Raw genomic sequence first — 25,215 nt, forward strand, 5'->3', positions numbered from 1 at the left:
TAAAGGATTGTTTATGAAATATTTACACACAATGCTCCGAGTAAAAAATCTTGAAAAATCATTAGAATTTTATTGTAATGTTTTAAATTTTAAACTTCTTTCTAAAGATGAATTTAAAGAAGGTGAATTTACTTTGGCATTTTTACAAGCCCCTAATGATGAATCTAATGGACCTACCTTAGAACTTACTTATAACTGGGGAGTTGATCAGTATGAAATAGGAACTGCCTATGGGCATTTAGCCTTTGAAGTACCAGACATCTTTGAATTTCAAAAAAAATTACAAAAATTTGGACTTGATTTAAGTTGGGGGCCAAAAAAATCTCCGAGTGGAAAAAGATATATCGCTTTTATGATTGATCCTGATGGATATAAAATAGAATTACTAGAACCTCGCCCTTTGTCAGGAGAACTTAGTTAAATCTAACTAACGTTTTTCAAAATTTTCTTGAAATTTTTTACTAATTTAATTACTTCTTTTGAAAGTTCTCGTGATTTAGATACAACCATAAGACTATCAGAATGTTGAGTTAGTAAATAATTTTCAGGACAATCATCACGAAGTATTTTTATTATTTCTACTTCTTTCCTGTCTTTAAACTTTTCCCGCAAATCATTATAAACTAATTCATTATTATAACCTTCTGAATTATATAAAACTATTTCTTTTAAATCTAAGGGAAACCATTCAATTTGCGTTCCTAAATTTAAATCTATGTTTATTGCAGAAAAATTAATACCAATTGATTTTTGCATTACATAATAATTAGCAATACTTTGATTCATTGTAGGTATTATATTTAATATTTTTACTTCATTATTACAAATTTTACAATCAATTTGAATCAATCCTAAATCAAATCCAATTTTTGGTAAAATATGGATTAGTTTTTGAAATAGAAAGTCACTCTCTTCGTATTCTGCTGGAAATTGTGTTGTAATATTTAAAAATCTACCATCATCTAATAGAATATTTTCTCTTTTAAAAACTCCAGCTAAAATAATAGTGCCTTGTTCTGACTTTACAAAATGGACTGAATATTCATTTCCTATTACTTCTTCTTCTATCAATACCCCTGGATAGTAATTTTCCCATGAAAGATAAATATTTTTAGCATAATTATTTAAAAAATATTCTTTTAAATCTTTCACACATGATATTTTTTTAGAGTAAACATATTTACTTCTTTGAACTGGCCTGACAATAAAAGGAAATGAAATTTCAGATGTAGCTAAAAGAGCTTCATTTAAAGTTTTTGCAAAGAAAAATTTAGGATTAAAACCTTGATTTATTTTTTTTAGCATATTTCTCATTTTAAATCGATTTGTAATAGATTCTAAACATTTTTTGCTTGTATATTTATATCCAAAATATTCTTTTAATTCTGCTGTTTGTACTAAAAAATCATCATCTAAAGTCATAATACCAATGATCTTATCTTTTTTCTCAATAAAATTACAGGCACTAATTAGCGAAGAAATTTGATTAGTATTAATTTCCATTACTTCATCGCAATATTTTGTTACTTCACTACTATAAAATAAAATACTTTTACAAAGCAAAATTATTTTTGTGTTTTTTGACTTTAAATAGTTAAGCGAAGCAATATTCATAAAATTATTTGATATTTCAATAAAAATAAAACAATTCATTTCTTGCTCCTATAAAAATAAGTATAAAATTTAATTAAAATATTAATTAATTTAAATAAATATTTTATAATTTAGATATTCTGTTTTTAAAAATAATTCATATCAGCTTCTATATACATTTATTATTTATTCGTTGTCAATATAATATATTTTAAAACTTGAGATTTTTTTAAAATATAAAATGGTATTCTATTAAAATTTAGCTATATCAGCAATAACAAAAAATTCCAAAGAAAAGTAGAAAAAATTCTTTATAAAAGACAAAAATATAATTTAAATACTTTTTTGTGTATAAAAAATTTAAATAAAGATAAAATGAGTGAAATTAAAGAAATGGATACCAATAAATAGATATCTATAACTTGCAAAATATTAAATTTCATACTATAATTCAATATCTAATTTATATAAATAAATAATGAGGAAATCATGATTTCTGAAGTCATTCCAAATATTGCAGAGAAAAAACTAACAAAAAAAGAAATGAAACTTTTTTTTATTTCTTCACTTGGTGGAGCATTAGAGTTTTATGATTTTGTTGTCTACATTTATTTTTCAACTATCATTTCAAAACTTTTTTTCGATCTTTCCTCAGCTTATACTAGCTTACTACTTACCTATTCTGTTTTTGCTACTGGATATTTAGCAAGAATAGCTGGGGGGCTTCTATTTAGTCATTATGGTGACTTAACAGGCAGGAAAAAATCTTTTACATTTACAGTATTTTTAATGGCAGCGCCTACTTTTATAATAGGTTTATTACCAACCTATTCACAAATTGGTATCTTAGCTACTATTCTACTTTTTATTTGTCGTTTTTCTCAAGGTCTTGCTATAGGAGGAGAAATTCCATGCTCTATAACTTTCATTTATGAGCATGCAAGAAAATCACAACGGGGATTAGCAATTGGAATTTTATTTGCTGGAATAATATTAGGAATTTTTTTGGGATCTAGTGCTGGATACATAAGCTCAAAATTTTTAAGTGAGAAAGAGTTACATTCATGGGGATGGAGAATTCCTTTTTTATTAGGTGGATTATTAGGACTCATTGGTGTTTACTTGAGAAAATATTTAAGTGAAACTCCTGTTTTTAGAAAAATGCAGCTAGAAAATAATCATATACCAATAAAAATTGTAATTAAAAACCATAAATTTAACTTAATCCAAACGACTTCAACGATATGGTTAATTGCAATTTCAGTAACCCTATATTTTCTATACTTACCAAACTACTTTGTTACTTATTACAAATTTAATTTACAGGATATTTTAAAAATAAACACATTTTCTGTCCTACTTTATTCTTTTTTAATTATTATTTTTGGAATTATAATTGATTACATAAATCCAAAAATTATTCTTTTAATTTCTTGTGTCTTATTAGTTCTATTTAATATTCCAGTTTTTTTAGCATTCAAATCAAGCTCATTTATTTCCATATATATTGCTTATTTATTTATTTCTTTTACAAATTCTGCAGCAACTGCAGCAGGAATTTTAATGCTTGCAAACTCTTTTCCAACTTCAATTCGCTATACAGGAAGTGCTTTTGCATATAATCTTGCTTTTGGAATTTTTGGAGGATTTACACCTCTCATTTGTACTACATTAATAGAAAGTACAAAATTAAAGTACTCTCCAGCATTTTATATAACTGGTGTAGCATTGATAACATTAATATTAAATTCTTTGAACTCAAAAAACAGTATGGAAATTTAAACTTATTAATTTTATTACTTTCTTTAAGCCGCTTTTTTATTTGTTTGGCATTTACAAATACTTGGTAAATCTTTGCAAAGAATCCCCTGACAATTATCAAGTTTTCCTATTGGTTTTGAATTTAAAGTAAACTCAGGATAAATGTGTAATGTATTATTGAGTAAATTATATTTTTGTGTAACAGTTAATTCATAAACCTGCCCAACTGGATTTTTACTGACTTCTCTTAGTTCCACAGGAAAATCAGCTCTATAGTTGGAAACCCTAAGACCTTTTTCAATAAACCTATTTCGATAGTAATTAAGATTTGTTTTTCCCTTCTTCTTTTTTTCATTAACAATAACAATATATCTTTTATCTTTACTTAAGGTAACCATTAAAAATCTCCCTCTCACAAAAGTTACAAAATCTTCGGCTTATTTTTATTTGACTTTATTTTTCCTATTTATTACTTGATTTTAAGGTTCTTTTTCTTGATTCTATATTTTTTACTTTACATAAAAACCACGAAGGATAACTAATGAATATTTTTGGAGTATTTTATATTATACTATCTTCAATTGCATTTTCTCTAGTCGGAATATTTGTTAAACCTTTGTTAGCCGAAAACAATTCCCTTTCAGTAATTTTAATGACCCGCTCTTTATTAACTTTAATAATATTAATACCTTTTATTCATTTTCAACAACTTTTAAAGCGAGAAAATCTAAGGGAAGTTTTTTTTGGCGGATTGTTCTATTTTTTGACAACAGTTTTCTACATAAGCGCCGTTCCATACATTGGAGTTGGTCTTTCTACAATTTTAGCATTTATCTTTCCTATTTACATTTTTATCTTTAGCATTATCCGCAAAGAAATTCAATTTAGTTATACAAATTTAGCTATAATAGTAGTAAGTTTTCTTGGTCTTGTTCTTTTAAGTAGTAATAAATTACAAACATTAGATTCATTTATAGGTTTTTCTTACGCATTATCTTGTGGAATTTTATATGCAGTTTATATTTATTTTAATAAAAAAAGCAACAGCAGCAATAAATTAAATGTTTTGTCACTTCAACTAATGGGAGCAAGTCTATATTCATTCATTTTAACTTTTTTTGATCCACCAAAATTAAATTTTACGACAAATTTTATCATAAATATTATTTTATTATCTTTTATTGGTACTTTTATTTGTTTATTTTTCTTAATTAAATCAATAGAAAAAATAGGGCCATTTAATACCTCTATTCTCTCATTAACAGAACCAATTTTTGCTGTTATATTTTCCTATATTTTTATCCAAGAAAAAATCAATTTGGCTCAATTTATTGGTTTATCATTAATAATATTATCTTGTTTTTTAGCAATATATCTACCTATGAAAAAAGAAAAACTGAATACATTCAAAAAAAGTAATTAATAGCAAATATTATTTGCTATTTTTACCATAAAAATCTAATCGTTTTTTCCTCAAATCTTCCAAGTTTGGAGTACTATAATTTTCTTGTGCATTACTTTTCTTAGAATTCTCTTGTTCTTTCTTTTTCTTCTGTTCATTTGTTGATTTTTCTAAATCTTTTTCAAAATCAGTTTGTAAACTATTCATTGAATTATTTAAATTATTTGACAAATTAAAAAACTGACTTGCTGGGGCAAATTTATGAACTTTATTGTCATTAAATACCACTTCTTTCTCACGTAAAATAATTCCTTCACTTGAAGGTAGTTTTGTTTTATTACTAAGAATTACTTTTGTAAAATCGGTATAGTATACAAAAGAATTTGTAAAATTAGCCCCACTCAAATTTGCTCCTGTAAAATTTGCACGGGAAAGATCTGCATCTGTAAAATCAGCATCAGTAAGATCTGCGCCAGTAAAATCAGTTTCGATTAAAGTTGCAGACTTAAAATTAGCGCCTTTCAGATTAGCTTTAACAAATTTTTCTTTATAAAATACTCTTGAAGTAAAATTAGAATTCTCTAAATTTTTATTCGAATATCCTGATTTCAAATTATAATTTTTATTTGAATAACTTGTACTTTCTGTATTAGAAAAATTTACACCATAATTCGTTGTATAACTCGGGAATGAATCACTTTTATAAGCCGGATAGTTAGAATTTAATGTACTATATTTAGAACTGTAAAAAGCATGATTAAATTCATTTTTTAATACAGTATTGCTGCTTTTATCAACTTTTTCATATACACTTATTCCAGAGTGATCTTGTTTATCTTTAATATTGAAATCAAAATTAAATAAATCTTTATAACTCAATAATATTCTTAATAAATTTTTATCACTAGTATTAAAAGCTAAATGAAACAAAGTCGAAGAATTTTTATAATTAAAAGCTAAATTTGGAGGAAGGAATTGAAGTACTTTAAATGCTGTATGAACATAATCCATTGCTTTGTAGTAACTTGCTAAATCACTTCTAAATGTTTTCAAATCACCCTTTTCAGCAGAAGAAAATAATTTGTCTTGTGCTTCCTGTGTAAAATAAAGTTGTCCATTATTATCAATTTCATAAATTTGCGCACAATTTTTTTCATCTATTTTAATATCATTTTCAACCTTCGTATTTTGATTATTTGAACTATTAGTATAACTTGTATTAGAATAACCATACTTTGGATAATTATTTACTGCACCATTTTGAATTAACAGATTTGCTAAATTTTTATCTTGAAACCTTTCTGCTGCATATAAGGGATGCTTTAAGTGATTTAAAGGACTATTCATTTTATTTTTTACTTCAGTATATTCTAATAGAAATTTTGCTGATTTGTAATCATTTCTATTGCTAACATTAAACAACGGTGTATTCCCATAATAATCCTCAGCTATTAGGTTTACATCATATTTGTTTTGAAATTTTTGCAATATTTGTAAGTATTCAAAAGAATTTTCTTTAAATTCAGTTATGTAATGAATTAACCCCTTTTTATGAAAACCACTTATTATTCTATTATCAACATAAAAATTTAGATCAATTTTTCTTTGATCATATGAATATGTATTAATCAAATTACTAAGCACTTTATCAAATTCAGAATTTGAATAGAAGTAACGTAAAGAATTCATTATTTCAGTTTTTTCATTTTCTTGTAACTGAATATACTCATTTTTATTAGCGTCATTATTTACTTCAGAATTAATTGTTTGACTATTCCCATAATTTGATTGACTATATTGATCTGTTACATCTTCAATAGTTAAAGAATAAGAATTTAAAGAAACAGACATAAGTGAAAAAGCTAGCATTTTTCTCATAATAACTCCATTATTGTGAAGAGAAACTTTATAAAAATATATATCATCCTACTAGCACCGGTTTTTTTTAATTTCAAATAAATTTAATTTTATTTTAACTATTTTTTAATTTTATGTAACATAACTAATATCCTACTTTTCCTTTATTATAATTACAAAATATTAAAGAATTAAATTATTAATTTTAAATTTTATAGTAACATATTTGTAAATTAAATTTTAATTTCTGTTAATTCAATCGGAAATTATTTTTTTTATTTATTTTTTAATGTATAAAAAATATTAATAAGTATTTTTTTATATTTTAGCTTTAAAATAAGGAATAAGTAAATTTTCATATAATTATATACACTTATAGTAATCTATTAAAGTAAAGTCATTTTCAAACTGCCAATTTTATTTTTCCAATAAAAGTAGCTGTCTAAAATTATGTGTTACAATAATTCTAGTTTCTCAATTTTCAAAATATTATGCATGATTCAATAAGGTAATGATATGATAAAAGATTTTGATGATTCTTATTTAGAATTAAAATTAAATGAACTCTTTTTTGAAGTATTCAAAATCACGGGTTCAATCGATTATAACCAACTTGAATATCAGAAAATTCATCAATGGGATTCATTAAATCATATAAACTTAATGCTTGGAATTGAAAAAAAATTTAATTGTCAAATACCTAAAGGCAGTGTTTTGCAATTGACTAATTACAATAAAATAAAAGAGTTTTTAATTTCATTAAGTAAATTAAATTCTGATGAAAAATCCCAACATACAGATGGTTCTGATAAAAAAATTTATCGAGGATTAAACAATATTTACTATGATGAAACAAAAATCTCTTATATTGATGGCAATAATGGTCATCTTTTATACCGTGGATACAAAATTGATCATTTAGTCAATAATTATTCAGCTGAAGAAGTTATGTATTTATTAATTGAGGGCAATCTTCCGGATAATGAAAATCTTAAGAAATTTAAAACTAATTTAGAAAATGAACGATATTTATCTAAATATGTAATTAAATTCTTAAAAACAAATGCAAAAAAATATTCTCTAATGACATGTATTAAATCTTGTTTAGCTTTAATAACTGAAGAACTAAGTACATATAGTTCAAAAAAACAATTAATTTGCTTAACGTCAAAAATACCCCTACTAATTGGCAACTACTTGAGTATAGTAAATTCAAACAAAGAGTTTTCATTTGATAAAAATATTTCTCATGGTGATTTTTTAGCAAAATGCATTTTTCAAAAATTAAAAATACAAACGAATTATGTCAAAATGCTTGAAAAAATGTCTATAATTCAGTTTGAACATGAAAGTAATGCGTCTGCATTTGCAGCAAGAGTAGCTACTGGTACTGAAAATTCATTTGGAAATGCTATATTAGCAGCTACTTCAACTTTTGAAGGTAAATTACATGGTGGAGCTATTAAATTAGTTGCTGACATGTTAGAAAATATTACTATAGAAAATGTAGATAAATATATAAAAGATAGGACCAAACAGAATTTACCTATTTATGGTTTTGGTCACCGAGTGTATCGAACTGAAGATCCCCGTTCTGTTATCCTAAAAAACTTGCTAGATGAATTTTATCGGGATAAAAAAAATAAAACAATACTAGAAATATTGGCAAAAACAAAACAAGAAATGAGTGAATTTATTAAACATGGAATAGATATCAATGTTGACTTTTATTCTAGTGTATGTCTTAAATCACTTAATATTAATAAAAATTTATTTCTTCCCATTTTTATTGCAAATAGGGTCGTAGGATGGGGCGTTCATATTATTGAACAAAAAATGAATAATATATTAATTAGACCTCGACTTAAATATTCAGAAATAATAGAATAAAATAAAAAGAAAAGGATATATGAAAAAAAATCTTCTAAATGGTATAATGAAATCATATAAAAAATATCAAAATAATTTAGCACTACAAATTGGTAGTGATGCTTATTCATACAAGCAAATAATTTTAGAGAGTAATTTATGGGCTCACAATATTATAGAATATTTTAAAACGCAAAAAATTAATTCTATAGGAATATTATCATCAAAAGATTTTGTTGGTTATCTCGGAATTATAACATCATTAATGTTAAATTCATCTTTTGTACCCCTAAATCCTAAGCTTCCAATAAATAGATTACTCTATATTATAACTTCTTCTGATTTAGATGTTATTATTTTAGATGCAAAATATGTAGAAATTTTAATTGAACTAGATAAAATTTTAGATAATAATCACTCAAAGAAGATAAAAATATTTTCACCCCAAAGTAAAATAAAGAATGAATTTAGAAATTTTAAAGTTATTGATTCACATATAAGTAATGTATCAACTTTTTTGAATGATAATATTAAATCTAGTAGTATTGCGTATATTCTTTTTACTTCAGGAAGTACAGGGAATCCAAAAGGTGTACCTATAAGTCACAAAAATGTAATAAGCTTTATCGATTTCAATCAATCGAAATATAAAATTAATTCAAGTGATAGACTTTCTCAAACTTTTGATCATAGTTTTGATCTTTCAATGTTTGACATATTCATGGCTTGGTTTCATGGTGCAAGTGTATTTTGTTTGCAATCCTTAGATCTTCTTAGCCCTGAAGAATTTATAAATACAAATAAAATTTCAATTTGGTTTTCTGTTCCTTCTATTATAGGTCTTTTAAAAAGACAAAACTATCCACATAAAAACACTTTCCCAACCTTAAGATTAAGTTTGTTTTGTGGGGAAGCTCTTTCTTTAAATTACATAAAATTTTGGCAAGAAGCCGCACCAAATTCAATCTGTGAAAATCTTTACGGACCTACTGAACTCACAATATGTTGCTCATTCTATAACGTAACATCAGCAAAAAATATTTTATGCCAAAATGATATTGTTTCTATAGGAAATATATATCCTCACTTAAAGTATTGCATTTGGGACAACTCTAAAAATTGTATTAGCAATGACAATATTGGTGAACTATGCGTCTCTGGAGATCAAATGTTTAAAGGATATTTAAACAAAAATGAAAACAAAAATAAATTTATTGAAATTGAAAATATTAAGTGTAAAGTAAAGTACTATAAAACAGGAGATCTTATTAGAAAAGACGAATCAGGAAATCTACTTTATTTAGGAAGAATAGATAGACAAATTAAGTTAAATGGTTATAGAATAGAATTATCTGATATTGAAAATAGTATTCAAAACCATCAAAATGTTGATTATGCAGTTGTTGCTCTTATCGAGAAACAGGATACTAAAAATTCTTTTCTTTCAGCTCATGTATTTGGAAATCTTCATTTTGAAGAATTAGATGCATATATAAAGAAAAATCTCCCATACTACATGCAACCTAAACATATTAAAATTTCAAATGAGCCAATTCTAAGTCCTAATGGAAAGTTAGATAGAAAATTTATTCAAGAAAAATTAATTTTTGATGGAATAAATTATGAATAATTTTAATAAAATACCATACATGCTTTTGCGGGGTGGAACATCAAAAGGTCCATGCTTTGATTGGAAGTATTTTCCTGAAAATGATGTTGAAAGAAACAAAATACTACTTTCAATAATGGGCTCACCTCATCCTTTGCAAATAGATGGGATTGGAAGTAATCATGATTTGGCAAATAAAATTTGTTTAATACGCCCATCCAAATTAGAAAATATTGATGTTGAATATTTACTATGTCAAAATCATGCAAATAGTGATCAAATTGAAACAAATCTAGATTGTGGAAATATGCTTTCTGCAGTTGCTATATATTCATTAGAAATGAATTACATTAAAATTTTAAAAAAAGAAACAGTATTAAATATTTTTAGCCATAATAGCAAATCTAGAATAGAAGCTACAATATCAACAAAAAATAAAAAAATTAATTATGAACCTGACAATATTGATAACTTTGAATATGGTTGCATAGTTAAATTAGCATTTCTTAATCCTAGTGGCAGCTCTCTTGGAAGTGAATTCCCTACAGGAAATAAAATCGATATTATCGAAAATACACCTGTAAGCTGCATTGATGTAAGCATGCCTATGGTTATAGGACTTGCTGAAGACTTTAATATTTCTGGAAATGAAACGAAAATTGAATTAGATAGAAATCACAATTTGATGAAAAAACTTGAGACAATAAGGAGAATTGCTGCTAGTAAAATGGGAATGGGAAATGTTGAATATAAAACTTCACCAAAAATTTGCTTAGTTAGCAAAGCCATTAGAAATGGTCATATTAATGCTCGCTATTTTATATCCCCATTTGAAAATAATTCTCACCCAACATTTGCAGTAACAGGGGCAATGTGTCTAGGTGGCTCCATCTGCATACAAAATACTCTAACTAATAAACTACTTAAAAATTTTACAATTAATGATGAAGAAAATAATATATCTATTGAACATCCAAGCGGTACGATTAATGTAAGTGTGTATTTAGATAACAAAAAAAATATTAGTAAAATTTCTTATTTAAAATCTGCAAGACCATTAAGTATTGGGCATGTACTTATTCCAAAAAAATAAAATTTAAGAGGTATGAATGATAGAAAATCTTTTAAACTTAATTTTTAAAAATAAAAAATTTAACCAACAAGATTCGGAAATTGCCCGTCTAAATTTAGAAAAAAATCTTAGAGATTTTGGAATAGCTTGGATTCATTTAGGCTATAGTTCTCTTAAAATTCATGAATTGATTGAATATATAACAAAGGAATGTAGTATAAAACCCCCAAGAACAGGGCACTTAGGAAATTGGCATGAAATTATGGCAGGCAGAAGCTGCGCTTTAGATCACAATTTTTTTGTCTGCAAAAATCATATTGGATTTGCATACATTACAGAATTTACTATGACAGAAAATAGTAGTTTAACCTCTGGTGATACTGTTTACTTACCAGGCTCTTTAGTTTATCAAGGTAAAAGAATAATACTACCTTTATTTTTTTATAATGAAAGAAATAAATGGCAAGAAACTGATAAAAATAAGAGTTATTTTTGTCCATTTATAACTGCAAAATTTGAAGACAAAATAAAACCATTAATAGAAATACAAAAAAACCAATTAACTGAAAATATTTTAAAAAGATATGTCGGTCAAGTTTATTTAAAATACAAAACTGAAATTAAAAATCTTCTTTTTATTTTGATAAGTGATAGTATTAAAGATAATTCTAAAATTACACCAAGTGATATAATTGATAGAGTGGTTTTTATTGGAGGAGAATTGAAAAGAGAAAAATTACATTACATTAATGGTAAATTTACTCTTTTAGATAAAGTTTACGTCAATATTGATAATATACTTGAAGATCTATTTTCTTGTTTTTATGCAAGTATAAATTTACTTGAGTTTATTGAATATCATTCGACAAAAAAATTTTTCCCATTTTTATCACTCTCTGTAATGAGTATTATTGATTTCGCAATTTTCCAGATAGAAAATAGAGATGTGTTAGCAAATACAGATAAAATTAGTTACTTGGAATGGGGTGCATTTGGATCTGCTGGTTATCCGCCAAAAAGTAAAGGATATTTTGTCCAAAAATTTCCTATACTAAAACAAATGTACAAAATTTTGCATAATACTGATCCTAAATTATTTAAAAAAATTGTATTTATAGTAATTCCTTCTACTATTTTCAATTTACTACCAAACACATTATTTATTTCCGATAAGGAACATCTAAAATTCCTCTTTTCTAATTCTAAGAAATTTCTTGATAAAAACTCTAATACTTCTTCGGATATTTTAATGAAAGAATTAGAAAAAGAACTTAGTTTAAATATTCAAAAAGAAAAATTATCTTGGTATTTTAAACAAAGATTCTCAAATGCAAGAACTATTCAACATTCACAAGAAATTTATGAAGTTGGAAACTTAGAACTTACAGAAGAATTTTCTGAAATTTCAATACAATTAGCTTGCCAAATTCTAGGATTTTTTACCGAAGAGGCTGAATTATGAATTTTTCTTATTCTTTTTTTACGCTTAACATGAATTCGCCTTTTATTACTCATAAGGCAACTCATTTAAAAGTTCCTCATGTATTAATAAATATATTTTTAAACAAAATTATAGGCTATGGACAAACTGTAATTCTGCCATACTACTTTTATAATTTGGATGAAATGAATAATATTTTTAAATCTCTTGAAAAATTAAAAATTTTCTTTAGTAAAATTCAGAAAGAAAAAATTAAAGACTTAAACGAAGTACTGAATAGAATTCGAATAATTAAATCCATCAATTTAAATATTTATTCCGCTGTAGAGATGGCTTTACTTGATTTGTTTAGTAAAATGAATCAAAAATATTTACATGAGTTTCTAAGTATAGAAAAAAGAGAAGAATTAATAACTTCCATGACTTTGGGAATAAAATCAATTGATTTACTTAAAATTGATTTAGATAAATACAAAAATTGGCCTGTTCTTAAAATTAAAATGAGTAATAACTTAAAAGATAACTACTATAAAGTAAAATTCATTTTTGAAAACTATAAAGGAAAAATAAGAATAGATGCAAATGGATCTTGGTCGATATCTGAGGCTAAAGATATGTTTAAATTTTTGGAAAATTATAACATTGAATTTATCGAGCAACCCTTAGCAGCAGATAGTTTCAGAAATTTAGCAGAACTAAAACAATCTACTAAAATACCTATTATTCTAGATGAAGATTGTAAAAGTATAAAAGACATAAAAAAAATATCAAATTATGCTGATGGCATAAACATTCAGGCATACAAAAGTGGGGGGATTTTGAACTTAATTGAAATGTTCAAAGAGGCTAAAAGATTTAACTTAAAAACCATGATTGGCTGTCAAGCTGAAAGTAGCTTAGGTATTTCAGCCCTCTCACATATAGCTTCATTAGCAGACTTTATTGATCTCGATGGACATCTCGATTTTATAGATGACAAATATTATGGAGTGTCAATTGAAAATGGAAAAATAACTTTACCTGAAAATTATGGTATAGGAGTTAAAATCAATGAGCGACAATTATAATATTTTAATTATACTTCATACTGAGTATGAACGTTCTAATTTTGATGAAGGTATTGAACATAAAAGCAATAATATTTATTACTTTGGGGAAAATAAATATTTACAGACAATCCCCAAAAGACTGAAACACAATAAAATTTTTTCTCCTTCAAAAGAGATTTTAGAAAAACACATAATTAATGAAATTGGAAAGTTAAATATAACCTTTGACTTTATTATTGCAAATTCAGAGTTGACTTTAATGCCAGCTGCAAAAGTAAGGCAAGAATTAAATATTTCCGGAAGTAAACCTGATCAAGTTGAAAAAGTTACAAATAAAGTTGTCATGAAAAATTTTATTAAAAAATCAGGAATTAATATTCCAAAATATTTATCATTAGAATATGCTTTAAAAAACAAGGTTTATGCAGAAAAATTATTTAAAAGAGATAAAATTGTTTTAAAACCAATAAATGGATCAGGAAGTGAAGGCGTTTATTTTTATGAAAATTTTGGATTTTTATATCAGGAAATTTCTAAATTAAATATAAACATAATTGATTATGAAGTAGAAGAATATATTCCAGGAGAAATATACCATTTAGATGCATTAGTTTGCGATAAATCAGTTATTGAATATATTCCTTCTAAATATATAAATACTTGTGCTGATTTTGCAAATGGGGAACCTCTAGGTTCTTTTCAAATTGCAAAAAAGAAACAATATTTGGAACTCTTAAAAAAAACAATAAATGCTCTCGATATTGAAATAGGAGCAGTTCACTTGGAGATTATAAAATCAACAAAAGATGATGAATATTATTTTTTAGAGGTGGCTAATAGGACAGGTGGAGCAGAAATTAGAACGCTTTTTTCGGAAAAAACTGGAATAAATTTCAGTGCGAGTGAATGCAGTCTTCAAATTAACAAAACAATTATTTATAATTCAAGAAAAAAAAGAAATTCATACTTTGGTTTTTTCCAGATTCCTGGGCATCATCTAAATTTTGAATATTGTAAAATTGTAGGTTTAGAAAAATGGCTCAAGCATCCTAATCTATTAAAAATGACTTGCCTTGATGAGCGTAAAAAAATTTCAAAAACTATAACATATCGACCTGATAAATTACCTGTATCAATGACATTAAAAGCATCTTCACCTTCGACACTTGAAAAGCTAATAAAAGACATTTTTCAAGATAAGGAAATTCAAATTTTACCGACTATGAATGAGACAAATTATGTCAAATAATAATAAAAATATTCAATTATATATTATTCTATTTGGAGTTTTTTGGACGAAGGCTGCTGCTATTTTAAGTATGCCATTTTTAACTTTATTTTTGCACAATAAAATTAATCTTTCACTAACCGCTATTGGATTTATAGTAGGTATTCAGCCATTAGCCGTTTGCTTTGGGGGATTAATAGGCGGTTATCTATGTGACGTTTTCAAGAAAAGAAACATAATGTTACTATCCGTTTTTTCTTCAGGATTTATCTTTATTTGTTTTTATCTCACTAGTTTTTTACAAAATACAATTTTACAAATTTTCTTATTCGCTTTTTTTAATTTATTAAATGGATTTTCATCTGCATTTTTTACACCAATTTCAAGAGTAATTTTAACAGAACTTGCAACAAACCCTGAAGAAAATATAAAATTTATGCACATGAGATATATTGCAATAAATTTAAGTGCAACGGTTGGTCCACTCCTTGGGGCTTATGCCGGTATAGCAGCAAATGCAAGTGCATTCTTAGTTACTGCAATCGCATATTACATTTATTTCTTTATTTTATTAATATCAGTTGGACACTTAACTTTGACAGATGAAGTTAGTATTCATGAGAACAAATTTAGGAACTTTTTTCTTGCATTTAAATTTCATATGTCAAATAAACCTTTCTTTTACTTACTTTTAAGTACAAGTATTTTTTCAATGTTATATGTACAAATGAATACTAATTTGGCACTAATTATTGAAAATAATATTACAAAAGGAACAATATTTTTCTCTTGGATGTTAAGTTTAAATGCTATACTAGTTATACTAATTCAACCAATTATTTACCTTGTCACAAAAAAAATGAAACAAAAAATTATTTACTTAGTCGGTTTTTTAATTAGTATATTTGCAGGGATATGTTTATTAGTAACGCCAGTTTCAAAAATATCCATAATAGCATTTTTTGTGTTTCTAACACTTGCAGAGGTATTAATATTTCCAGTATCTGGAGTTCTAACAGCAGAAATGACCGATGATAGAAATAAAGGAATTGCATTTGGATTATTAGACTTAACTAATTTAGGCGCTGCAATTGGTCCATTATTTGGGGGATTTCTGTTGCAATATTATTCTACAAAAGGATTTGCCATCGGATTTTTAGGTGTCACAATTATTAGCTCAATTTTTATTGTAAAGAAAATCTTTGAACATAATCCTCAAATTGAAGCAAAAACTGAAAGCTAAATTACAATATTTCTCGCTATAAAGTGAATATTTTGATAAAATTCATCTTTTAGAGTGAAAATAATTTTCTTGTAATATTAAAAATATTTTAATGATTAAACATACAATCACAAGAAAATTGATTTTATTTATTGACATTTCTAGTATTATCTATCATTCGAGTAAAATTAAAATAGCAAATTTTACCAAGGCTATTTACTAATTATAAATTTATTTATATGATCATGTTTTTTAAAAGGTTAATTACTAATCTTGAGGGTTTTTATGAATTTGGAAAATACGCTTGATTATTTAGTGTCAAAGAAAAAAGGAAATTTTTTATTTCTTATATTTACTATTATTATGACGCTCTTAGGATATTTTTCACAAATTAAATGGATCCAAAAACATTGTGAAAATGATCTGTCAAATTCAATTTGTAAAAATTTAGACGTACGTTTGTACGGCATCCCTGCCTTAATATTAATTCTTTGCATTACTTTGTTTTTTCTATTAAAATTTAGAAGAACTATCGGAAAAAATTTTTTTCCTTTTTTAAATTTAAGTATTAAATATTTAAATTTAATTAAGCAAAAATTTATAAATATATTTAATTTTATTGATAATATTAATGATCAAAATAAGTTTTACATTTCATTTATTGTTATCACTTTCATTTCATTGCTTGTATTTAGTATAAAGTTTTCATTTAAAATATTAGACCCTAGCTACGTAAATTGGTTGAATTCAGGTGATTTAATTCAAAACTACTTAGGATGGTATACTTATCAGACAAGTCCATTAAGTTTCCCACTAGGAGTCCACTACACAATGAATTATCCAATGGGTACTTCTATTGGATATACTGATTCTTTGCCTTTATTTGCCTTAATATTTAAATATATTTTACCAGCTGGTTATCAATACTTTGGAATATGGTTACTAATATGCCATTTAATGCAAGCGTGGCTTTCTTTACTTATTATTAGAATTTTTAATCGTAATTTGTTACTAAGTCTAATTTCATCTGTATTTATTTACTTATCTCCAGTATTTTTACACAGATATCTTCATATGAATCTAGAGTGTCATTGGTTAGTATTACTAACAATTTATATATATATGACAAAACTAAATTTAAATTATAAACTAAAATTATTTTCACTAATTTTAATTATATCTGCATGGATTCATCCATATGTAAGTTTTTTGCTAGCAATTTATTACTCTTTCTTTTTATTTCAAGAATTTATAAATTCAAATTTGAAAATTAAAAATGCATTAATAAATTTCTCTATTACGATATTTAGTGTAATAATATCTTTTTATGTTATTGGTTATTTTCATTTAAATGGTACTGCCGACTATGGGTACGGATCTTATTCGGCCAATATTATATCAATTTTTAATCCAACATCTGATGCATACTCAAATATACTAAAGGTCATACCTATAAATACAGATTCATTTGAATCTTTTAATTACATCGGATTTGGTTTAATACTTTTATTTTTATCTTTATTAATAAATTTTAAATTTAATTTCTATTATTTTAAATCTAAAAAAAATATAGGTTTCCTTCTAAGCGTTATTGTTACTATTTTAGTCTCCCTATCCCCACATATTTCCTTTGGGAATATTAAACTATTTAGTCTTCCACTTACTAATGATATTTACAATATTTTATCTATATTTCGTTCAAATGGAAGATTTTTATGGCCCGTTACTTATTTAATATCCATAATATCTCTATATAGTTTTTTAAAACTTGATTTTTCAAATACAAAAAAATTATTTATCTTAAGCATTCTTTTAATTATTCAAATTTATGACATTAATTATCTCATAAAAAATAGCTACTCTTTTGTTGGAAAACAAAACTATGATAATGATTTGTATACTCTACTAAAAGCTTCACTCAACGAGAAAAGAAATATCATTATTGGTTACCCATCTGGTGCTGAAGTAAATTATCATACGATTCAATATTTGTGTGCACAAAAAAGATGCCAAACTAATGTCGGTTATTTTGCAAGAAATGATTTAAAAGCTGAAAATAAATTTTCTGAAATCATTTTTAATGAGTTAAAAACTAATAATCTGAATAAAATAAATATTTACTATTTTGATAAAAAATATTCAAAAACCTTTGCAAGTACACTGAATTCGGATATAAATCTTTGTAAAGAGACTCAACTTTACAATATTTGCGTCAGAAAATAAAAGTAATTATAAAATTTTGTAAGTTATGTTAGAGCTATTTTTTTTATTTATTGCTCTACTTTACTAATTTTTCTTTTCTAATTTGTAATTTAAAATATTTTAACTTGATTTCCTGTAAAAATATAAATTGCTTATTTAATTATCACAAATTATGTTTATTTTCTGTATTGATTTTTCTAAAAATTTGTTTTATTTTAAAATTTCTTAGCTTTATATCGTTATTTTTATCAACCTTAAAAAATTATCTTTATCTAACGAGTATATAATGATAAAAAAAATAACAAATTTCATAATCCCAATTACTTTCATTACTTTATGGAGTAGTGGATACCTTTTTGCTAATGCAGGTTTAAAATATTGTTCTCCTTTGCTTCTCCTTACACTCCGACTTTTGATTGCAAGTATTTTTATTGGAATATTTCTCTTAATAAATAAAATATCAATAAAAATTTCAACAAAAGAATTTATTCAGATCTTAGTAACAGGTTTTTTTCTCCAAACAATGTACCTTGGATTTATATTTTTATCTTTTGGAGAGAAAACATCACCCGGATTTCTCGCAATTATTTTAGGTATGCAACCACTATTGACTTTATTTTTCAGCGCGGAAAAAACCAATTTACCTCAAAAAATTGGTATTTTTTTGGCGACATTTGGCTTAATTAGCTCTGTTGCAAGTAATTTAGCAATAGGCAGTACTAATTTTTTAGGTATATTTTATGCTCTACTATCTCTATTAGGGATTACAATTGGATCTTTTTTTCAAAAAATTTATTGTTCAAATATTTCGGCATATGTTAAATTATTTATCCATTATTTAGCTAGCTTTATTATTATAAGCATCCTTACTTTATTTATTGAACCTATATACTTTGAATTTAATTCAATTCTATTAATTTCAATTTTATGGACATCTTTAGTTGTTTCTGTTTTTGCTGTAATTCTTTATTATAGTTTATTGAACTCTGGAAAATTAGTAAATACAGCTAGTCTTCTTTTTTGCGTGCCTGTTTTAACTAGCATATTTGATTATATTATATTTAACAGTAAATTCTCAATCACTTCCATACTTGGAATTTTTTTAATCATCTTTGGTTTAATCCTCATTACAAAAAAATACTCTAGTAGTAAAAATATTGAATTAAGAAAGATAGCCTGATTTTTTTCCTACATGTTTTCATTTAATTTCAAATTCCTGAATTTCACCATCTAAAAGCTCGGAAGTATATTTTTGAAAATCATCTTCAGAAAATATAATCTTCGAATTCATTTCCAATTTTAAATTTTTAAAAATAATTTTATTATTAAAAAAATCTTTAATATAAAAAATAGAGTAATTATTTATATCTTTTACATTAATTATACTCAAAATCAAGTTTTGTTGAAATTTTGCAAATTTAAATTTATAATCTTTTGAATTAAGAATATAATTTAAGGAGTATATATTATAATCAATTTTTTCAGAATCTATAAAGTAGTACTTATTTTCTTTTAATTGATCTAAATTTATTTCATCATCTAAAAATAATGTATAATTTTTATTTTCATCAGTTAAAGTATTTATAATACTATTAATTTCATTTACAGATAAAACCATACTAGCCCCAAATTGTATCTGTAAATGTTGATATTCTAAAGATTGGAAAAATTTTTTTATATAAATGTGGTATTTCTTCTTTTTAGAATCTTGAAATTCAATTTTTAATGATTCATTAATATTTAAGTCGTCCGATAATATTTTTGAGAAATTTACACTCTTAATTTCAAAATCAAGATCATTAATTATTAGGTTATCAATATTTTTATTTGGATCAAAGTTATCAATTACAACATGAAATTCATTTTCATAGGAATCAAGCTTTGAAAAATTTAATATATAATTATCATTTCCTTCACCACCATTTAATTCTGATCTTGAGTAATAACCAAAAATATTTAAAAATGACTCATGCAATAGTTCATCCGAATCATCATTTTTTCTATTTGAATTCATCTCAATAGATATTGTGTCGTTTCCATTTTTTCCCCAAATCTTATCGTATCCACCATTTCCAATTAATAAATTGTCAAAATTATTACCAATAATATCATTATTAAAATTAGTCCCAATAACATTTTTTACATTATCAATTAGATCTACTTTTTCGTTTTCCTCTGATAAATTTATATTGCTAAGATCTTTAAATATAACAGTATCTAACTTACTATAGTCAGAATTTTCAGAATACAGTTTCCCATTTTGTCCATAGTACTGATTTCCTGATAAATCTTTAATAATTAAATGTTGATAATTTTCTCCTAAAAAATAATCTTTTATATTAACTACTTTATTAAATTTTAAATTTTCAAAATATCCAATTTCTAAATTATTTTCATTCTTATGTGATACTAAATTTTTAATATCTAAAATAAGTAGATCCATTTTTTGTTCCATAGAGGAATCATAATTATTAATACTTTTAAATTGAGAATTATCTATAGAAAGATCTTTTTTAGAAATAATGTATTGATCTGAACCCTCGCCTCCTGTAAGAATATCAAAACCTTCACCAGGTAATAAGATATCATCTCCTGAACCACCATCTATTTCATCACTACCAATGTTACCATACAGATAATTATTTAAATCATTTCCATAAATTTTATCACTCCCATGGCTTCCCATAACATTTTCAATATTCTTAAAATCAGGAAGGCCTATAGATTTTATTTTATTGTCTAAAGATATTGTTACATTGTTATTTTTAATTCCTTCGAAACTGATAGTATCTATCCCGAAGCCACCATCAATAAAACCTTTTTCAGGATCCTCTGATTTTAATAAATCATAAAATTCAAATATATCATCTTTCTCTCCTCCTATTATATGCAGCATATAAGTTGAGGGATGGATATTATATAAATTATTGCTGCCTTGATCTGCAATAATAGTATGAATCATATTACCATGTTTTCCTTGATCACCATAGCCAAGAAAATACAAATTAGCTTGTTTGCTTAATGACACGCTTGCCAGCATTGCTTGCTCTTCATTTGTTAAATTTGCACTTTCTTCAATCATATATTTGCTAGTTGAAGGGCTAGGGCACGGTATCGTATTATTTGTGTAATTTTCACTTGCCTGAGAGTAGTAATTATTTCTTGGAACAGAAGGAATACCTGCAAATTTTTTTTCTAGTAAATGCTGATTCGTATTTACAGCATTAATATGAATATTTAGTAAATTATTGGAACTAGAATGATTTCTATTAAAATACATATTATTTGAAAGACATAAATGAGTTTCGTTATCAAGTCTTCTTCCTGGAGTTTTATTTGAAGCACAAACTCCATATCCACAACCAGTAATTGTATACTCAAAAGTATAGGGCAAGTATAAATCTAAATCAGGATAGATCATTTTTTTGAAAAAAAAGTGAATATTTTCATGTTTTTTTCCTAGCGAAGAAAAAAACTCTTTATTTTTCTCTTTTAGAATATTAGGAATTACTTCATTTTTAAGTTTAATAGTCTCTATTCTTGTAATGTAAGCTGGATCTTCTGATTTATCATATTGACCAAAAAAACTTAACATTGATTTAACAGTGATATCTTCTTCTTTAAAACCAATTCTTCTTAGTTCTTGTGAAGTTCGTACAGCATTATATGTGCCTTGAGAAAACATTATTGTGTACCCTATTGCTGCACCTATAGGTCCTGACTTGGCTGACAAAGGTAACAAAATTGCAGTACCAATTGAGCTTGCAGCTCTAGCAGTTGTTAAACTGCCATTTACAATAAAATCTATTTTTTGATTATGATCTTGAGTGCTACTGGCAGCTTTATATAAGTCAACAGCTTGCCAAATATCTAATCCAGCTGATGCTAAATTAAATCCAACTTGTGTTCTGCTCATATTATTAAATGCCTTTGAATGCTGAATCCAAAACGAATTTCCCTTTGAAAATTTAATCAAATCCAAAACTAAGTCTGCATTATTTACAGTAAAATTTGTACTTTCTCTAATTCCATCTAACACCATACCTTGTTGAAACGATGTAGTTATATTTTTCAAGGTTTTTGGAGTATTCAACAAAGTCATAAAAATATTGTATTTATTTGTTACACTAGTTAAACTATCAATACCCTTGAAAGAATATTTAGCGAGTTTTTTATATGGTTTATTATCACCATCTGTGAGCAAAATAGAAGATTTAGTAATAGAATTTTTTCTTTCTTCATCTGAGTCACTACTATTTAAATTTAATGAAGATTCAGAACTATTTAAGCTAAATTTAACACTACTAGTAGAGTCTCTCCGATCTATGTTTACTTTATTATAGTAGTCTTTAATTTTATTTAGAACATCATTAAACTCACCTAATTCTTGAGTTTTTTTACTTAGCAAAGTTTTAAAAACACCATTAAAGTGATTTAATTTTTTTAAATTGTTTGGTTCAATTAAATCAACAATATTTGAAGTATTTATTGTTAGATATTCATTATTTCCTTTTTTTATAACATATATCTTATCACTATCATTAGCATATTCGTACAAACCCAATTTGCTTTTTGAAAGTTCATTGCCATTTTCGTCAATTTTAATAGTACTTTTTCTAATACTTACTATGTCTATAGGAATTCCTAATTTTTGTAAATTTTCCATTAATTCTTGTGTATAGGAAACTAAATTTTTGGTATCATTTAAATCATTAGTAGGATTACAACTAATTATGTCAATGTAATCAATCAAATGATTTTTATTTTTTTCACTGAAATCAAGCATTTTATCAGCTAATTCTTTTGCTGATAAATTCCCAATTTTAACTGAATCATTATCTTTTTCTGCATGACCAACTAAATAAAAATTAACTTTTTCAAATTCACTAGTTTCAATATCTGTCAAATGTAAACTATCTAATTTTACAAGAGAGGTTTTTTTAAACTCAGCCATTTTCTTCTTATGGATAAGATCTGCTGCATTTAATATATTTTCCTCACTAGAAACAGGTAAAATAACTTTTCTTAATCCAAAAGTATCATAGTCTCTTGATTTACTTTTAGTTGCCCAAGAAGAATTTACATCTTCTTCTGTAGCATTTGTAAATTTATTATTTTTCAATGAAAATTCAGTAGCTATTTTAACTACTTTATTTTTATAAAAACTTCCTCTTTCTGAAATAAACTCTGGAAATAAATTTTCTTGCGTCTGGGCAAAAACCCCAGGTCCTGATGTTTTTACTGTAATTCTATAATCAGGCAGTAAAGAATCTTTTCTATATCCTTGAATATAGTAATCAACATCAGATTCAGAAAATTTATGAGGAAGTTTATATTTTTTCTTTTCTGTAACTTTGATATATTCTTTGTCAAATTCAAAAAATCCTTTTGGATTATTAATATCAAAAGAATTCAATTTTGCATAATTCCGTAAAATGTTACTTTTTATATCTTCTAGCCAATCAGTGCTACTAGTTTTAGGATGTGATGCTATAAAACTATTTGAATCTTCGGCTGCTTTAAATTCTCCTATTCTGATATTTACATCTCCTAATTTTACAAATATATTCTCAATATTTTTTAATTCTTTTAGAGCAAGTAAATTACTTCGAATAGCTGTTTTAAATTTAGATTTTTCAATAGTTGTTAAATTTCCGTCGTAGTCAATTGATTTTAAAACACCATTTTTATATTTGTTATCCACTTTTCTTGTAGGAGTTAAAAATTTAAAATGATTAAATATTTGTTCGCAATATGCTAAAGAAAGACCTCTAAAGCGTCGAGAAGCCCTATCATCTCCATTTATTTTATCATACTGTTCTATAAAATTATTTAAAGGTTTTATTGCTGGAAGAACATCAATATCAGCATAAACTCCACCAAACTTTCTAAGTAATTCTGCTCTTGCACTGTCTCCAGCTGCTGCAAAATTTCCTCTTAAAAGCAGCTCTTGATCATAGATATCTAACAAATCCCATTTATATTTAACATTTTTTAAATCCTCAAATTCAATATTAGAAAATTCTTCTTTCATTTTTTTGCTATCTAAATTAAATTTATCTTTTCTTTCTTCAATTAGATTATTATTTATTTTGCTCTTTTTATAAAGAATTTTTTCAATGTAATTTAACCTTTCTAAATCATAATTTCCTGTTTGCTTTTTTTGTCTCAATTTTGCAAGTTTTTCAAATAGATCATTCTGTAAAGCAATATACTTATCAGAAAAAATATTTTGATATTTATCATCATTTTTAAACTCTACTAATGAATAATCAAGAAATTCTTTAATTTTTTTATTGGTTTCATGGGTAAATAAATGCTCAGAGTCATACCATATTTTGACTTTATAATCTGGATTTAGTTTTGCCCAAATTTTTACATATTCTTTTTGAGTTTCTCCTAACGGACCACCAAGCCATACAAAGTGTAAAATTTTAGGCACAGGTGTTGCAGTTTTTAGATAATATTTTTCAAGATTATCAAGCAAGGCTTCATATTTTTTTAAATATTCTTTATTTTCGCCAATAAATCTTGGTTCAGGAATTTTTTTAAGTAATTCATGAATTAAAAAATATTTTTTCTCACTATTGTCAATGTTTTCAGATTCAGAAAATTTTTTTAAAACTTCCTTTATCTTATTAATATCTGCAGGATTCATTTCATTTATAATTCGCTCTAAACCATTTAGATACAAACTAGAAAAAACATTTACCGTTAGATTTTGATTTTTTTCATACAATCCATAATTTGAATTTATTTTTTTTGAATCTCCGTCACTCTCGATATTTTGTTTCCTTCCACCACAACTATTTAAAGAAAAGCAAACCAAAGCTGATAAAGATAATTTTTGAATCAATATTAATTTTTTTTTCAATTTTTTTCCTATCTATAATGAATACAAAGTATTAAA

The 25,215-nt window shown here is 25.3% G+C and carries 16 protein-coding genes; 12 read left to right on the top strand and 4 right to left on the bottom strand.

Going from position 1 to position 25,215, the window contains the following annotated elements:
- Positions 1-13 precede the first annotated feature (13 nt).
- Complete coding sequence (gene gloA / locus QEJ31_RS02460; RefSeq protein WP_280592206.1) at positions 14-421, top strand: lactoylglutathione lyase; 408 nt, start codon at positions 14-16, stop codon at positions 419-421.
- A gap of 2 nt (positions 422-423) precedes the next feature.
- On the opposite strand, the gene QEJ31_RS02465 is transcribed toward gloA, so the two are convergent.
- Positions 424-1,653, bottom strand: coding sequence for a hypothetical protein (locus tag QEJ31_RS02465; RefSeq protein ID WP_280592207.1), 1,230 nt, complete (start codon positions 1,651-1,653; stop codon positions 424-426).
- Positions 1,654-2,082: 429 nt separating this feature from the next.
- Between QEJ31_RS02465 and QEJ31_RS02470 the strand changes: the two genes are divergently transcribed.
- On the top strand, positions 2,083-3,375 hold the full coding sequence (locus tag QEJ31_RS02470) for an MFS transporter (protein WP_280592208.1): 1,293 nt from the start codon (positions 2,083-2,085) through the stop codon (positions 3,373-3,375).
- 23 nt (positions 3,376-3,398) lie between these two features.
- Here QEJ31_RS02470 and QEJ31_RS02475 read toward each other — a convergent pair whose 3' ends face one another.
- Positions 3,399-3,752: a hypothetical protein gene (locus QEJ31_RS02475; protein WP_280592209.1), complete on the bottom strand. Its 354-nt coding sequence runs from the start codon at positions 3,750-3,752 to the stop codon at positions 3,399-3,401.
- 143 nt (positions 3,753-3,895) lie between these two features.
- Between QEJ31_RS02475 and QEJ31_RS02480 the strand changes: the two genes are divergently transcribed.
- Positions 3,896-4,777 carry a DMT family transporter gene (locus QEJ31_RS02480; protein ID WP_280592210.1) on the top strand — a complete coding sequence of 294 codons (882 nt, stop codon included), beginning with the start codon at positions 3,896-3,898 and terminating at the stop codon, positions 4,775-4,777.
- Positions 4,778-4,786: 9 nt separating this feature from the next.
- Here QEJ31_RS02480 and QEJ31_RS02485 read toward each other — a convergent pair whose 3' ends face one another.
- Positions 4,787-6,634, bottom strand: coding sequence for a pentapeptide repeat-containing protein (locus QEJ31_RS02485; protein WP_280592211.1), 1,848 nt, complete (start codon positions 6,632-6,634; stop codon positions 4,787-4,789).
- Between the two features lie 495 nt (positions 6,635-7,129).
- On the opposite strand from QEJ31_RS02485, the gene QEJ31_RS02490 reads away from it, so the two are divergent.
- From QEJ31_RS02490 to QEJ31_RS02530, 9 genes are all read left to right on the top strand, one after another.
- Positions 7,130-8,503, top strand: a complete 1,374-nt coding sequence (locus tag QEJ31_RS02490) for a citrate/2-methylcitrate synthase (RefSeq protein ID WP_280592212.1) — start codon at positions 7,130-7,132, stop codon at positions 8,501-8,503.
- A 19-nt stretch (positions 8,504-8,522) separates the two neighbouring features.
- Positions 8,523-10,112 (top strand): AMP-binding protein, encoded by a 1,590-nt coding sequence (locus tag QEJ31_RS02495; protein WP_280592213.1) that lies wholly within the window; start codon positions 8,523-8,525, stop codon positions 10,110-10,112.
- Positions 10,105-11,184: a PrpF domain-containing protein gene (locus QEJ31_RS02500; RefSeq protein WP_280592214.1), complete on the top strand. Its 1,080-nt coding sequence runs from the start codon at positions 10,105-10,107 to the stop codon at positions 11,182-11,184. The genes QEJ31_RS02495 and QEJ31_RS02500 overlap by 8 nt, the downstream gene beginning before the upstream one ends.
- A gap of 16 nt (positions 11,185-11,200) precedes the next feature.
- Positions 11,201-12,625, top strand: a complete 1,425-nt coding sequence (locus QEJ31_RS02505) for a DUF6025 family protein (RefSeq protein ID WP_280592215.1) — start codon at positions 11,201-11,203, stop codon at positions 12,623-12,625.
- On the top strand, positions 12,622-13,671 hold the full coding sequence (locus QEJ31_RS02510) for an enolase C-terminal domain-like protein (protein WP_280592216.1): 1,050 nt from the start codon (positions 12,622-12,624) through the stop codon (positions 13,669-13,671). Before QEJ31_RS02505 ends, QEJ31_RS02510 begins: the two co-directional genes overlap by 4 nt.
- Positions 13,655-14,902 carry an ATP-grasp domain-containing protein gene (locus QEJ31_RS02515; RefSeq protein WP_280592218.1) on the top strand — a complete coding sequence of 416 codons (1,248 nt, stop codon included), beginning with the start codon at positions 13,655-13,657 and terminating at the stop codon, positions 14,900-14,902. Before QEJ31_RS02510 ends, QEJ31_RS02515 begins: the two co-directional genes overlap by 17 nt.
- Positions 14,892-16,124: an MFS transporter gene (locus QEJ31_RS02520; RefSeq protein ID WP_280592219.1), complete on the top strand. Its 1,233-nt coding sequence runs from the start codon at positions 14,892-14,894 to the stop codon at positions 16,122-16,124. Before QEJ31_RS02515 ends, QEJ31_RS02520 begins: the two co-directional genes overlap by 11 nt.
- A 264-nt stretch (positions 16,125-16,388) precedes the next feature.
- Positions 16,389-18,326 (top strand): DUF6311 domain-containing protein, encoded by a 1,938-nt coding sequence (locus QEJ31_RS02525; protein WP_280592220.1) that lies wholly within the window; start codon positions 16,389-16,391, stop codon positions 18,324-18,326.
- 265 nt (positions 18,327-18,591) lie between these two features.
- Complete coding sequence (locus tag QEJ31_RS02530) at positions 18,592-19,485, top strand: DMT family transporter (RefSeq protein WP_280592221.1); 894 nt, start codon at positions 18,592-18,594, stop codon at positions 19,483-19,485.
- A gap of 18 nt (positions 19,486-19,503) precedes the next feature.
- Here the strand turns inward: QEJ31_RS02530 and QEJ31_RS02535 are convergent, their stop codons facing one another.
- Positions 19,504-25,179, bottom strand: a complete 5,676-nt coding sequence (locus tag QEJ31_RS02535; protein ID WP_280592222.1) for a TcdA/TcdB catalytic glycosyltransferase domain-containing protein — start codon at positions 25,177-25,179, stop codon at positions 19,504-19,506.
- Positions 25,180-25,215: the final 36 nt, after the last annotated feature.

This window comes from Pigmentibacter sp. JX0631 (assembly GCF_029873255.1).
Taxonomy (GTDB): domain Bacteria; phylum Bdellovibrionota_B; class Oligoflexia; order Silvanigrellales; family Silvanigrellaceae; genus Silvanigrella.

Coding starts and splice junctions, on each gene's coding strand:
- QEJ31_RS02500 (WP_280592214.1), top strand. CDS start 10,105: ATGAATAATTTTAATAAAATACCATACATGCTTTTGCGGGGTGGAACA.
- QEJ31_RS02470 (WP_280592208.1), top strand. CDS start 2,083: ATGATTTCTGAAGTCATTCCAAATATTGCAGAGAAAAAACTAACAAAA.
- gloA (WP_280592206.1), top strand. CDS start 14: ATGAAATATTTACACACAATGCTCCGAGTAAAAAATCTTGAAAAATCA.
- QEJ31_RS02480 (WP_280592210.1), top strand. CDS start 3,896: ATGAATATTTTTGGAGTATTTTATATTATACTATCTTCAATTGCATTT.
- QEJ31_RS02515 (WP_280592218.1), top strand. CDS start 13,655: ATGAGCGACAATTATAATATTTTAATTATACTTCATACTGAGTATGAA.
- QEJ31_RS02490 (WP_280592212.1), top strand. CDS start 7,130: ATGATAAAAGATTTTGATGATTCTTATTTAGAATTAAAATTAAATGAA.
- QEJ31_RS02495 (WP_280592213.1), top strand. CDS start 8,523: ATGAAAAAAAATCTTCTAAATGGTATAATGAAATCATATAAAAAATAT.
- QEJ31_RS02465 (WP_280592207.1), bottom strand. CDS start 1,653: ATGAATTGTTTTATTTTTATTGAAATATCAAATAATTTTATGAATATT.
- QEJ31_RS02505 (WP_280592215.1), top strand. CDS start 11,201: ATGATAGAAAATCTTTTAAACTTAATTTTTAAAAATAAAAAATTTAAC.
- QEJ31_RS02475 (WP_280592209.1), bottom strand. CDS start 3,752: ATGGTTACCTTAAGTAAAGATAAAAGATATATTGTTATTGTTAATGAA.
- QEJ31_RS02485 (WP_280592211.1), bottom strand. CDS start 6,634: ATGAGAAAAATGCTAGCTTTTTCACTTATGTCTGTTTCTTTAAATTCT.
- QEJ31_RS02510 (WP_280592216.1), top strand. CDS start 12,622: ATGAATTTTTCTTATTCTTTTTTTACGCTTAACATGAATTCGCCTTTT.
- QEJ31_RS02530 (WP_280592221.1), top strand. CDS start 18,592: ATGATAAAAAAAATAACAAATTTCATAATCCCAATTACTTTCATTACT.
- QEJ31_RS02520 (WP_280592219.1), top strand. CDS start 14,892: ATGTCAAATAATAATAAAAATATTCAATTATATATTATTCTATTTGGA.
- QEJ31_RS02525 (WP_280592220.1), top strand. CDS start 16,389: ATGAATTTGGAAAATACGCTTGATTATTTAGTGTCAAAGAAAAAAGGA.